The organism is Ruegeria sp. AG1, assembly GCF_056541705.1.
Genome location: NZ_JBQFYU010000009.1, coordinates 118808 through 132222, shown reverse-complemented (window position 1 = coordinate 132222; position 13415 = coordinate 118808). Strand labels below are relative to the sequence as shown.

10 protein-coding genes are annotated in these 13415 nt (G+C 57.1%); 1 reads left to right on the top strand and 9 read right to left on the bottom strand.

Annotated elements, in window-relative coordinates:
* Positions 1-3: 3 nt before the first annotated feature.
* Entirely contained in the window at positions 4-1239 is a 1236-nt protein-coding gene (locus ACR0B5_RS15110) for a glycosyltransferase family protein (protein WP_480541478.1), read from the top strand.
* Here ACR0B5_RS15110 and ACR0B5_RS15105 read toward each other — a convergent pair.
* The 9 genes from ACR0B5_RS15105 to ACR0B5_RS15065 all read right to left on the bottom strand — a co-directional run bounded on the left by ACR0B5_RS15105 (position 1217) and on the right by ACR0B5_RS15065 (position 13303).
* The gene (locus tag ACR0B5_RS15105) at positions 1217-2959 is read right to left on the bottom strand and encodes a sugar phosphorylase (protein WP_480541476.1); all 1743 of its coding nucleotides are present in this window, start codon (positions 2957-2959) and stop codon (positions 1217-1219) included. The two genes, ACR0B5_RS15110 and ACR0B5_RS15105, sit on opposite strands and share 23 nt — an antisense overlap.
* Before the next feature lie 380 nt (positions 2960-3339).
* A complete protein-coding gene (locus tag ACR0B5_RS15100) occupies positions 3340-5181 on the bottom strand; it encodes a V-type ATP synthase subunit A (protein WP_480541474.1) in 1842 nt (613 codons plus the stop codon).
* Entirely contained in the window at positions 5178-5870 is a 693-nt protein-coding gene (locus ACR0B5_RS15095; RefSeq protein ID WP_480541472.1) for a hypothetical protein, read from the bottom strand. Before ACR0B5_RS15095 ends, ACR0B5_RS15100 begins: the two co-directional genes overlap by 4 nt.
* A 1-nt stretch (position 5871) precedes the next feature.
* Complete coding sequence (locus ACR0B5_RS15090; RefSeq protein ID WP_480541470.1) at positions 5872-6549, bottom strand: hypothetical protein; 678 nt, start codon at positions 6547-6549, stop codon at positions 5872-5874.
* Positions 6549-6992: an ATP synthase subunit C gene (locus ACR0B5_RS15085; protein WP_170324458.1), complete on the bottom strand. Its 444-nt coding sequence runs from the start codon at positions 6990-6992 to the stop codon at positions 6549-6551. The genes ACR0B5_RS15090 and ACR0B5_RS15085 overlap by 1 nt, the downstream gene beginning before the upstream one ends.
* Entirely contained in the window at positions 6989-8785 is a 1797-nt protein-coding gene (locus ACR0B5_RS15080; protein ID WP_480541468.1) for a V-type ATP synthase subunit I, read from the bottom strand. The genes ACR0B5_RS15085 and ACR0B5_RS15080 overlap by 4 nt, the downstream gene beginning before the upstream one ends.
* On the bottom strand, positions 8782-9387 hold the full coding sequence (locus ACR0B5_RS15075; RefSeq protein WP_480541466.1) for a V-type ATP synthase subunit D: 606 nt from the start codon (positions 9385-9387) through the stop codon (positions 8782-8784). The genes ACR0B5_RS15080 and ACR0B5_RS15075 overlap by 4 nt, the downstream gene beginning before the upstream one ends.
* Positions 9365-10726 carry a V-type ATP synthase subunit B gene (locus tag ACR0B5_RS15070; protein ID WP_170722480.1) on the bottom strand — a complete coding sequence of 454 codons (1362 nt, stop codon included), beginning with the start codon at positions 10724-10726 and terminating at the stop codon, positions 9365-9367. The genes ACR0B5_RS15075 and ACR0B5_RS15070 overlap by 23 nt, the downstream gene beginning before the upstream one ends.
* 153 nt (positions 10727-10879) lie before the next feature.
* Positions 10880-13303, bottom strand: a complete 2424-nt coding sequence (locus ACR0B5_RS15065; protein ID WP_480541464.1) for a DUF3141 domain-containing protein — start codon at positions 13301-13303, stop codon at positions 10880-10882.
* Between the last annotated feature and the right edge of the window lie 112 nt (positions 13304-13415).

Below are 13415 nucleotides of genomic sequence, written 5' to 3'. Positions count from 1 at the left end.
CAAATGGCAGACTTCCATCAGAACGGAAACATCACCACGCTTCACAACCTGCGAAGCCGCCCGGCCGAGCATCTGGTGCACGAAATCTCTGTCTTTGCCGAAACGCGCAAGGTGACGTTGATCCTGCCCTGTCTCTACTCAGAACTAGAAGGTCCGGCCCTTGCGGGAATTATCGACGAGCTGTCCAAGGTCAGCTACCTGCATCGCATTATCATCGGGCTCGATCAGGCCGACGCGGAACAATACCAACGCGCCAGAGCGTTTTTCGACCGTTTGCCCCAGAAGCATGTCGTGATCTGGAACAGCAGCCCCCGGATGTTGCAGCTGGAAGAACGGCTGCGCGACCTTGGCCTTGCACCACAGGAACCCGGCAAGGGCAAAAACGTCTGGTCTTGCATCGGCTATCTGCTGGCCTGCGCCGACAGCTCGGTCATGGCGATCCATGACTGCGATATAGTGACCTACAAACGGGATATGCTGGATCGGCTGGTCTATCCCGTGGTCAACCCAACCTTCCCGTTCCAGATGGCAAAAGGCTTTTATCCGCGCATCGGTGATGGCAACCTGAACGGCCGTGTCACTCGGCTGCTGGTCAGCCCTCTGCTGATCGCGCTGAAAAAGGTGATCGGAGATCGAGACTACATCGACTACCTGCGCAGTTTCCGCTATCCGCTGTCAGGCGAGTTTGCCATTCGCACACCGACCCTGCCCGATCTACGTATCCCGTCGGACTGGGGGCTGGAAATCGGCGTTCTGTCCGAAGCCTGGAGGAACCTCGCACCCAAGTCCGTCTGCCAGGTCGAGATTGCTGACAATTACGATCACAAGCATCAGAAGCTGTCGCCAGAGGATGCCAACACCGGGCTGAGCCGGATGTCGACCGACATCTGCAAGGCCATCTTCCGCAAACTGGCCGCAGATGGCACCGTATTCACCACCAACACGTTCCGGACGCTCAAGGCGACCTATTATCGCTCGGCTCTGGATTTGCTCGAGGGGTACTATACCGATGCAAAGATGAACGGCTTGGCACTTGACCGCCATACCGAGGAAAAGTCGATCGAGCTCTTTGCCGAAAACATCATCCGCGCCGGGCGGGTCTTTTTGGAGAACCCCCATGAGACGCCGTTTATCCCGACATGGAACCGGGTCCATGCCGCAGATGCCGAGTTCCTGCACCACCTGAGCGAAGCGGTCGCGCTGGATCTGGAAGAATTCACACCGCAGGGGCGTTCGTAATCCAGCGGCACTGGTAAGGTGCCAGCGAGAATTCGGACATGTTGGCACCGAAGACCTCGCCGGTCAGGGCATCCATCCACGTTTCTTCAGCAATTAAATTCACTTCTGTCGGGTTGATCTGCACGTGATCCGAAGACACGTTGTGAAGGGCGAAAATGGATTGGCTTCGATCCAGACTCTGCCGCCAGATGCCGAAAACCCTTTCGTCGAGCCGTAGGGTAAACTGCGTCGCATTCGGGTGGAACGCCGATTGCTGCGCGCGAATGCGCAAACGGCGCGACATTTCCGACAACACTCGGGATTGATCCGATCCGGGGTCGGCGAGCTTTGACAACAGGTCCGGATAGTGCCAGCGATGCCGGTTGATCGCCCTGTTCATCCCGCGACGTTCCACCGCCTCATGGTCATTGGGGGTGGCCAACAGAGAGTGGATGTAGAAAGCGGGAATGCCCTCAAGTGACATTACGATGGTCTGCGAACAGATGAAACGCGCCAAGTGAAATTGGTCTTCGCCGTCAAAGGTCGCGCGCATGGCCTCGAAGAAGGCGCAGTTCAATTCATAAGGTTCTTCGCGACCATCCGGTAAGGCACGCATGGAAACCAGCCCGCCAAGGTTTCGCACGGTGTCGATCATCCGCGTCTTTTCTTCGGGTGGCAGCAACCCTTCTGCGGGCCGCATCCCGATACCATCATGGCTGGCGGTGAAGTTCAGATACGCACACCCCAATTGCGCCGGGGGCATGGCCGCCTGCCAATCGCGCAAGTACCGGGCCGTGCCGGACTGCATGGCGTGCAGGATCAACGGAGGCAGTGGAAAGTTGTAAACCGCATGCGCCTCGTTCCGATTGCCGAAATAGCTTAAATTCTCGGTCCGCGGAACATTGGTTTCGGTCAGCAGGACGACCGTCTCAGTCGTGAAATCGCAAAGCAGCCGAAGCAGTTGCACGATCGCGTGCGTCTGTGGAAGGTGGATCGAGGTCGTGCCCACCTCTTTCCAGATAAAGGCCACGGCGTCCAGACGCAGGATGCGCACGCCCTTGTCGATATGCAGTCGGATGATCCGAAGCATTTCGATCAAAACCTCAGGATTGCGGAAATCCAGATCAATCTGATCGTGGCTGAACGTACACCAGACGTGACGGTCGCCACGGCTCGTTTCAACCTGACGCAAAAGCGGGGTGGTTCTGGGCCGTACCACCGGCTGCAGATCATCTTCAGGCTTAGCCTCGAAGAAGAACCTGTCATGCGGCGGCTTTCCCTGCAGGTAGTTGTTGAACCATAGCCCCTGACTGGACACGTGGTTGAGTACAAGATCCGACATCAGGTGGAAATCATCCGCGATGCGCGTGATGTCTGGCCAATCCCCCAATTGCGCGCTGACGCTGTAGTAATCCGAAACCGCAAACCCATCATCGGATGTGAAGGGAAAGAATGGCAGGATATGCACGCCGTTCACGACCCCTTGCAGATGACGCACAAGAAAATCGTGCAACAAGTCCAGAGGTTTGTGGACCTGGTCCTCGATGGAATTGCCATAAGTGATCAGAACACTGTCTCGCTCGGACCACAGACCATTACCGGGCTTTCGCCCCTGCTTTCTTTGGTGGTGTCCGGACGGCCAGAACGCTTGCACAATCTGCTCGGATAATTCTGTATGGTCATGGTCCGGGTAGATACGGATCAGAAGATCCGTCAGTCGCCGGGAGAAATTCTGGCTCATGGTCGTTGTGCTTGGCTCGGCTTCGTCAAATGCCAATTGTTCGCCAGAGCAGTAGATCTGTCAAACCAGTCCAATTTCAGCTGCGCATCTTCCCGAGGTTTGTCGATCCATCTGCCTGTAAATTGGTCAATGTAAAAGAAAACAAAACGCGCATACGATGCGGTCCTCACGCATAGCATCCTTCGAATATTGAGTGCTTTTGACGGAATCATGGATGGGCTTTCAACGCGATGACATCAAGTGTCATGCTCCGGTTAACCAAGACACTTTGGGCTGTCAAAAGTTTGCAACAGCTCTGGGAACGATGACTCGCCCGACCAGAAACCTCACGGGCCTTTTCCTCACAAGTCTGCGTTCTGTCCTCAATAGCCAGCCACTTGTCAGATGCCGAATTTTTCATGACAGAGATCGGTGATCTGTTGCCAGATTGATTTGAATTCCGGCGTGTTCGCAGCCGCGTAGTGGAAGTTTTTCATCAAACCGGTAAGCTGCGTGAACACCTGCCGCACCTCGGCTTTGTCGGCGAAATCGGCACTCGACTGAGTCACGTCGTAGACCAGTTTGAAGGTCATCTTTTGCCGCTCCAACGGCACGGTTGCGTCCACCTGGTCAAAAGCATCCTGCTGCAGGTAGACCATGTCCACAAACAGCGCTTTTTGTTGGGTGACAAAATCCTCGATGGTGACACCCTCTTCGCCGGTGACCTGCATCATCTGGTCGACCTGCTCACCTTTTTCGATTAGGGCTAACAGGTCCCGGACCTTAACTGTCCAACCGAGTTCCGCGTTCTTGTCATACCAGTCGGAAAGCTGATCCGTGTAGCGCGACCAGCTTAACATCGGGTCAACGGCTGGATAGAACCGCTTATAGGCCCGCTCCGAGGACAAGCCGAGGAAACATTTCACGGTAGACAGAGTGGACTGCGTGACCGGTTCATCAAAGTTGCCTCCAGCGGGTGACACCGTCCCGATCAAAGTCAGGCTGCCCAGATCGTCGTCATTGGTTTTCAACGCGCCCGCGCGTTCGTACAAACCCTTGATCGAGCTTTCCAGATAGGCCGGAAAGCCCTCTTCGCCCGGAATTTCTTCCAACTTACCAGAGGTTTCGCGCATCGCTTGGGCCCAGCGGCTGGTGCTGTCGGCGATCAACAGAACGTCATAGCCCATCTGGCGGTAATACTCACCCAGCGTAATGCCGGTGAAGATTGAGGCCTCGCGCGCGGCGACTGGCATCGAGGAGGTGTTACAGATGATGATCGTACGATCCATCAGGCTGCCGCCAGTGGTCGGGTCGGTCATCTTGGGGAATTCGTGGATCGTCTCGACCACCTCACCAGCGCGTTCGCCGCAGGCCACAACAATGACGATATCTACCTTGGCATTCCGCGCGATCAGATTTTGCAGCACCGTCTTACCTGCCCCAAATGGGCCGGGAATGCAGGCCGTTCCGCCGCGCGCGATCGGAAAGAACGTATCAATCAGACGCTGCGAGGTCAGAACCGGCTCGGTCGGATAGAGGCGTTCGGACAGGGCGCGTTTCAGGATGCTCTCTGGCAAGGGGCGCCGCACCGGCCATTTCTGCGAAAGGGTGAGTGTGTGTTCGCCACCCTGCTCATCCTCCAGCCGGGCAACGATGTCGTGGATCGTGGCCGCGCCTTTCTGGACCCAAACGACCTTGTAGTCGCCCGACCAATTGAAAGGCAGCATGATCTTGTGGCTGAAATGACCCTCGGGCACGGTGCCGATACTGTCGCCTGCTGTAACCGTATCCCCGACCTTGACCGACGGCGTGAACGACCATTTTGCCTGATCGTCCAGCGGGGCAACGTCTGCCCCGCGCGGCAGGAATGTTCCAAACTCGCTGGCCACCTTGGGCAGCGGCGATTGCAGGCCATCAAACACCTGCCCCAGCAAGCCCGGTCCGAGTTCGACCGACAGCAACTGGCCCGATTGTTCTACCGGATCGCCGACGGCCACACCGTCGGTGCTCTCATAGACTTGAACATCCGCTGTATCACCGCGTACGCGCAACACTTCGGCCTTTAGACGCTCTTGCCTGCCGCCTGGGCCGGGGCGCGTGGGCAGGATGAATACCACCTCGTTCTTGACCAGCTGTCCGGGCTGGCCCGAGGCATCTTTGTTGGCTTGGATCTGCACGAGACCTTCCTGCACCGAAACGACGCGGGCGGTGGCGGTTTGCGTGGCGGGTGTTGGGGCTGTCATGCGTATGCTCCCTCAAAATCGATATCGGCGACATCGGCCATGGCCTGTTGCGTCAGATGCTCAAATCTCTTGGCTGCGTCCTGCGCGTTGCTTTGCGCCCAGCGGTCGAAAATGTTCCATTTCAGCACATAGATCGCCACCGCTTCGAAATCGAAGTAGTGACGAGATGCGTGCCGTTTCAGTTGCTTGTGACTGACCGACAAGAGCAACCGCTCCAGGCCCAGTGGATCTTCGGCCTCCAATAGCTGTTTCGCGTCCTTGATCCATGGCATCGCCCCTTCAAGACGGAAATGCGGGTCGCCCCAATTCTCCGGAATGTGTCGGCTCCAACGCCCCATTCCGAACACCCCTGACGGGGGGCTGCCGCCTTGTCTACGCAGGCGCAGTGCGGCAACGGCAGTTCGCAGATCCATGCGCTCCACAAGGATCTTCCGCAAAGTTGGTTGCGGCATATCTTCTAATGCTTCTTTGCATCGCTTGATCGCCTGAGCATCCGTCACGTCCATGTCATAGCCGCTCCAGTTCAGAGCATGCTCCAACGCCTTCAAAACGCGCGCGTCCTCGGATGTCAGCGCCATCAAGCGCCGTTCAAGGCGGAGGCGCGACAAGGGCGGCTGCTTGGCGACGAACAGCCGTTCCGAGCCCGGCAGGCTGCTGATCAAAGCGATATAGGCATCGGGGTCCGACATGTTACCGGATCACCCCTTCCAGCACGGCGCGGAAACGGGGCTGCAGATGCTGCATCAGCAACGAGGCCACGGCTTTGTCGGTCAGGTCCAGAACAACGCCCTGATCTTCGGCCCGCACTCGGATACCGTCCTGCGCATCGTCCGCAGCATGCAATTCCACCTGTTCGCGCAGCATTTCGGCGGTCAAGCCAAGCACATATTTCGTCAACTTACCGGACTGGATGTCATCAGCGTTTTGCTTGATGTCTTCTTGCGTGGCGACCTTTGCGGGCAGGATGACCTGAACCTTGCCCTCGAGATTGGCCCCCTCAGAAGCGCGCCCGACAACCTCCAGGATCATCTGTTTCAGCAGGTCTGGGTCTGCCATTTCCTGTGTGACGAGGCGCGCCACGTCCTCTCGAAACCGATCCGTCAGGCCCGCTTTCATGGTCAGAACCGCGTCCCGCATGGCGGTGTTCAGCGCCTCTTCGCCTGCCGCGCGATAGCTGTCAGAGTCGCTGCGGGCCTTTTTCTGGTAGGCATCCGCCTCACGCTTGGCGTCCGCCAAAATCTTTGCCGCCTCGGCCTTGGCATCCGCCCTCAGCTTCTCGGCATCCGCCTGCCCGGCGGCCACGCCATCGCTGCGCAGTTTGTCGATCAGCGCGTCGACGCCGTGCGAGATCATGCCATCCTGTGCCATCAACTGATCCCCGCGCTGATCACAAGGGCGAAGACGAAGGCGAAGACGCCAAAGCCTTCGATAATGGCTGCCGGAGCCAAGGACAGACCGAATATCTCTGGCTTTTCCTTGGTCGCATTAATCGCGGCGGCGCAGGCCCGACCCTGCCAGATGCCGCAATACATAAGCGCGATACCCGACAGGATGCCGATCCCGAACAAACCGCCCGCGTTTTCCGGTGTCACATCGCGGTTGAGCGTGAACATGATGACGATCCCGTAGATCACCATCGTTGACGGAAAGGCCGAAACACCGACGAACCGGCCATAGCCGCCTTCTGTCTCGGTCATCGCACCAATACTGGCCATACCCGCAATCGAACAGCCAATCGCACTGGCCGCCGCGCCCAGCGCCATGGGGGCGTAGATGCCCAGCCAACCCAATGTCAGAACAAGCTCATTCATTCCTGAACCTCCTTGCGGGCGAACGGACGAAAGACGATGCCTTCGTCCGGCAGGCCCCATTTAAAGAATTCGATGTAATTGAGACGTAAACCGTGGACGACGCCGCTCATCATGGCGAGGGCGAAGTTCAGGATATGGCCGATGACCAGGATCAGCAGACCGAACAAAATGCCCGGTCCTTTCAGCGCGTGGACAACCGAGACGGCCAGATCGTTGAAAGTGATCGCAAGTGAGGCCGAGGCCAACCCAAGCGCAAATAGACGCATGTAGCTAAGGACATCTCCGAATGCGCCCATGGCCCCGGCAAGACCCTGCACACCGTCAATAAGTCGCCAGAGCCAGTCGATTGGTTTTTTGATCTGCCTCTCGCTTGTAAACAGCAAGATCGCCAAAAGACCCGCGCCCAATATCATCGCACCCAGCGTTGCTGATTGGCCTTTCATGTAACTGAGCCACAAAACAAACCCGCCGATCAGCGCCGCGATCCAACCCAGGTTGGCAACCGCCTTGCGCTGCCCCCATGCCGCACGCGCGGCCAGAGCGTTGGCCAGCACAAGATGCAAGACACCAACAACAATCGAAATCATCATCATCGCGCCGAAGTTATTCAGATCCAGCAGTTTAGCCTTAGCCAAAAGGGACCCATCGGGCGGTGCGACCCCGAAATAGCTCCCGACCAACACGCCATAGAGGATGGTCGCCATCGAGACGATCACACCGTAGCGCCTCCAGGATTGTTGGCTGACCGTCCCGCCCAAACGCTTCCAGAACAACAACAGGCCCAGCAGAATGACGACCCCATATCCTGCATCTGCCACGATCATCGCAAAGAAGAACGCGAAAGAGGCCGCAACGATCACGCTCGGGTCCCAATCTTTGTAGCCCGGCACTTGGTAAAACAGCGCCAAGTCCACAGCAGCGTTGCGCTGTTCCGGCTGCTCCAGCAATGTGGGCGGGGTGTCATCGGCGCCCGGGTCTTCGATCAGAACGGCGGCATCTTTCGCCCCCGCCATCTCCAGCACCGCTTCAATGCGATCTTCGGGCACCCAGCCCTGCAGGGCAAACATCGCCTCTTCGTCGCGGACCTTCTGGGTCGCATGGGCCAGCTCTGCCGCGCTTTCTGCAACGGACAGGTTGCGCCGCATCAGCGTCAGGTAGCGGGTCTGCGCAACTCGTTCCGCCTCAAGCGCTTCGATCGCGATCTCTGCCTCTTCCAGCTGTGCCTCCAACTCGTGAATCGGCAAAGAGCCGGTATGCGTGCGCGGGACCGGCAGGATATCGTCTGCCGGTTCGCCCGGCGCAATCAGGACGGCATAGATGAAGCGGTGATCCTGTTCGAGTATGGCCCAAGGAAGCGCCAGATTCTCCAACGTATCCCGGTGCTTTAGGGGCAGTTGGTAGAACCACAACCGGTTGCCCGCTAGCACATCGTCGGGCGGGAAATCCAAATCCCCCCAAGGCTGTACCTGAGCAATCCGATGGGCCAGAAAATCCCTTCGGTCTGACATGTCTCGCGTACGCTGCATCAGGTCCAGCACGTCTTTGACGAACTGATCCATCTGGAACTCAGGATCGCGTTGTATTTGCCTGCGAGGCTCGGGGACATCAGTTAGAAAACGCAGTGCCTTGTATGCTTCATGCGCGCCCCGTTCGTTGACCTTTTCCGGCTCAGCTGGCGGAGGGGCCAAGGGCAGCACATGCATACAACCAAGCGCCTGCAGCGCCTCAAGCGTTTCGATCTTCTGCGCCGCCCGTCCCACCAAAGACAGCTTTTTGAGCCGTGCAACACTCATGACACGGCCTCCTGCGCATGTTTGCGCTTGGAGATCTTCGAGCGCACGACGGCCTGCATCTGCTCATCACTCAGATAGATGCGGATCTTCTTGATATTGGCCTTGGCGCGCGGGATCAGAACCTTTTCGAACAGATTGACCCGCTGCGTGATCGTGGCGACGGCCTTGTCGAATATCTTCACCCGCTCTTCCGCCACTTTGACCCGCAGACGCGCCTCGATCATGTCGTGCAGCAATTGCGCGGCGGCGTCGACCCAATGGGGCTTGGCCAGCCGTGAGTATGGGCGCACCGAAACCTCGATCCGGTCAAGGGCGGGCATCTTGACGCCCACGACATTCACCTCTTTGACCTTGTAGTCTTTCAGCTCGACCAACCCGTCCAGATAAATGCCCTTCTGCGCCAGCATGGGGAGCTTTGCGCCGACCTGCTGCGCCAGATCGCTTACTTCGTCCTCCAGACGCTTTACATCTTCGCGTGCTTTGGCGCGTTCGGCCATCAACTGCTGGCGTTTCAGGTCCAGCGACGGCAGGAACCGTTCATAGCTTTTCAGCTGTGTCTGCTCGCGGGCGAGCGACGACTTATTCAGCTGCAACCGCGCCATCACCATCCTTTGGGAAATACTTGTCGATCAGAGCTTGCTTCATCAGCAATTGCTCAGGCTCAAAACACTCGGCCAGTGTTTTCCAGCCCAGATCCAGCGCGTCCTCCAACGGGATTGAGACGTTAATGTCCATGAACCGCTTGCGGAACAGCGCGCCGAATTTCAGCAGTTGATGATCGTAGTCCGACAGATCAAAAGCCATCGCCTGTTTCTGCGCGGCATCCCGACTTTCCGAATAGAAGCGGATCATTGTGTTCATGATCTGCCCGTGATCCTCACGTGTGGTCTTGCCTATGACGTTCTGCTTAAGGCGCGAGAGGCTGCCGAATGGGTCAATCACGCCCGAATGCAGGTAGAACTGGCCTTCGGTGATGTAGCCCGTGTTATCCGGCACAGGGTGGGTCACATCGTTGCCGGGCATTGTCGTGACGGTCAAAACGGTCACCGAGCCCCCCTTGGCATAATCACAGGCTTTCTCGTAGCGTCGCGCCAGTTGCGAATAGAGATCGCCCATATAGCCACGCTGCGAAGGGACGCGCTCCTGACTGATGCCCACCTCTTTCATCGCGTCGGCATAGGCGGTCATGTCGGTCAGAAGCACGAGAACGCGCTTACCCTCTTCCACCGCGAATTTCTCGGCCACGGCCAGCACCATGTCTGGCACCAGAAGGCGTTCCACCAGAGGGTCCATGGCCTGATTGACGAACATCACGGTGCGCGAGAACACCCCTGCATCCTCAAACGAAGTCCGAAACGTGTGGTAGTCATCGAAGATCAACCCCAAGCCGCCGAAGACCACGATATCCGCGTCCGCCTGTATGCCGATGCGGCTGAGGAAGGCGTTGAACGGTTCGCCCGAGACCGAAAAGATCGGGATCTTCTGGCTTTCGACCAGCGTATTGAACACGTCGATCATTGGCACGTCGGTGCGGATCATCTTGTTGGGCACGGCCCGTTCGGCCGGGTTCACTGTCGGTCCGCCAATATCTATCCGCGGCTCGGCTGACAGGTCAGGGCCGCCGTCAATCGGCTCTCCCGCTCCGTCAAAAACGCGGCCCAGAATATTGGCTGAATACGGCGTCTGCATCGGGTGACCCAGGAAGGTCGCCGTCGCCTCGGTCGAAATGCCCTTGGTGCCCGAGAACACCTGAAGCGTCACCACATCCCGGTCAATAAAGATCGCCTGGGCCAGCGTTTTATGCCCATCAACCGTTTCGATCACCGCCAGATCATTGAACCGAACAGCCGGTGCGCCACCATCGTCAACCGGTACACGAACCTTTATCGTGTCTCCGACAATTTCCAAAACACGTGTATACTTCAAAAGACTCTGAGACATCGCCTACCCTAAGTCGCATGTTTAAGAGTTTAAATTCTTTCCACCTTCGTGCTGCCCACCAAAGCATCAGCGCCGGAGGGATTTATATTGATCTGGCAAACCTGGTTGTCGCCAAGTTAATAGAGATTTCCGGCCTAAAGCAATGAAATCGTTTTAATTCAGACTGGGTTTTGTCTTTACTCTTCGCTTTCTTGGTCGAGCTGGTGATGACTCTGACGCTGGCTTTGCCTCAGTTTCAGCATCCCCATTGTAGTCCAAAACCCGTACAAGCAAATTGGCCATCTCTTCCAATTCTTTTGAGGGTGTTCGCACTTCACCTATGATGTGTTTGACGAGATCGACGGCTTCTATGCGCCGCGCTTTGTCCGGCAATAGATAAGGCAACGTGTCGACCGCGCTCTTCGGATCAAAAGTGGCGACCAGAGATTGCTCATGCAGAATACGTTGACGGTCGGTGACCGAAAGGCACTTGAACGGCGCTTCGTGGTGAAAGATATGCGCCCAACGGTGTAAAATCTCCGCACGAAAGCCTTTGTGACTGTCAGCCAATAGAACCAGTATACGAATGACCGCCTCGGGTAGACCTCCTTGCCGCGTGTGAGCAAGCACCGCGCTGACCTCGGGCAGATCGCGCAAAGTCGCCGGGTCTGGCAGGGTTCGGCGCGTTGCATTCCTTTGCCCGAACCAAGACGCAAACGGCCCGCCCCAAATTGCGTAGAACGACGCCTCATACCAGGCGTCGCGCAAATCTCGTGCAAGATCCATCGACTGCTCGATCCATTCTCCGGTGAGTTTTTCCCATTTCAGAAAAGGATTTTCAGCATCGGCGGGAGCGCGCTGCGCTCTGGCATTCTGCGCCAGAGTTTCGATTCCTTTCCCCAAAACTGTGCTCGAAGACATTGCAGCGCGCTGTACACGCAATGGATGTGCATCGCGCAAAGCTTGAGCCATCACCGGTGACGACAGGGCTTGCACCGCCGGGCGACCGAAGGTTTCATAAGCCCCTGCTTGCACTTCGGACATTTGCGCCACTGCGGCAAAGCTGGTTTCATCCTGCCGACCGTCATCCAATGCCGCGACATCCGACAGCGAGCGTTCGACGAAACGAACTTCGAAGGATTTTTCGACCCCGTCCCCTTCGATGCTATCAATGACCATCTCATAGAGACCGGGCGCCATTGCCTCGACCGTCTCAAGTGTAGAGGCCAGGCCTGCGTGCTCTTTGCGCGCGACCTTGGAGGAAACAAAGATGCCCAGATGCCCCACTTCTTCATGAAGCATGTAGATTATGCGCTGGCCGCGTACCCGTATCTCTTCTTCGTCGGCATAAGTCTCGGCAATCCAGTTTAACGCCTGTTGAGGCGGCGTGATATTGTCACCATGGCTTGCAAAGACAAAAATCGGCGCTTTGATCGCCTTGAGATCAACGGGAATTCCAGGCTCCAGTTGTGCGGTATTCTTGACCAGCCGGTTTCCAACGAACAGCTGTTCTACAATCCACCGAATTTCGGCCTCGTTCAGAAGAAAGAACCCACCCCACCAGCGCTCAAAATCGATGAAGCGTTGCCGACCACCTTCGGGATCGCGATACAGATCGAAATATTTGCCAAAGTAGTTTCGGCTGGGGTTTAGCTGCTCGAAATTCATCACCAGATTGGCGCCGTCGAACTTGCCATTCCCCAAATCCGACCAGAACATCGGCTGCCAGGTACCGCCAAGCATACCACCATTGTAGCGCATGGGGTTTTCACCAACTTCACCCGACCATGGTGCAACCGGCGCTCCGTTGAGCACCAAAGGCCCGGTCAGATCAGGGTTGCAGGCCGCCATCAGCAGCGTCGCCCATCCACCTTGGCAGTTTCCTGTAACAACAGGTTGAGGGCTTTTGGGGTGACGCGCGCCGACTGTGCGAACAAATCCAGCCTCGGCATGCATGACGTCGGCCAATGTCTGACCTTCAACCGGATCACGGTCGAAGCTCACAAAATAGACCGGATGGCCCTTGGCTAGCGCCACGCCAACCTGGCTGTCGGACTTGAAACCACCAATACCTCCACCGTGCCCAGCACGCGGGTCGATGATAATGTAGGGGCGTTTGTGATCGTCTACGTGGATTCCTTGCGGAGGGACGATGCGCAATAGGTGATAGTTACAGGGCCGGTCGAGTTCGGCCCCATCAACGATCACTTCGTAGTCATAAGCAAGCACCGGCGGGCAACCGGCCACTTCATGTTCGAGGAAAACATCACCACGCTCACGCAAGGCGTCCATCGTCAAGGCGACGCGCTGACCAGCATCCTTGAGATAGTCCGCCCAAGCCGAGCCAGCGGATTTCGTCTGCGTGAATTGCACCGCGAGATCTCGCAGATCGCTTATCAGGTTCAGAACCCGATCCGAATGGTGCTCAGTTATTTTCTGAGCCTGAATGGTGGCGGCACGAGACAGAATTTCATACTGAACACCAGATTGATCGAGTACGTTGGAAATCGCGTCAAACAATTTGCTGTTCACGGCCGTTATGTTTTCACCCGTTGGAAGGTTCGATGCCTTTTCATTCGCGAATGAATTCCGAGCCATTGATCTATCCTTCCTCGGACGATGTTGGTTTCACCGTCGATGGGGAGTATGCCCCCGGTCAAATTGAACGCCTCGCTGCTTGCAAGAAACGATGCACAGGTCGACATCTTCG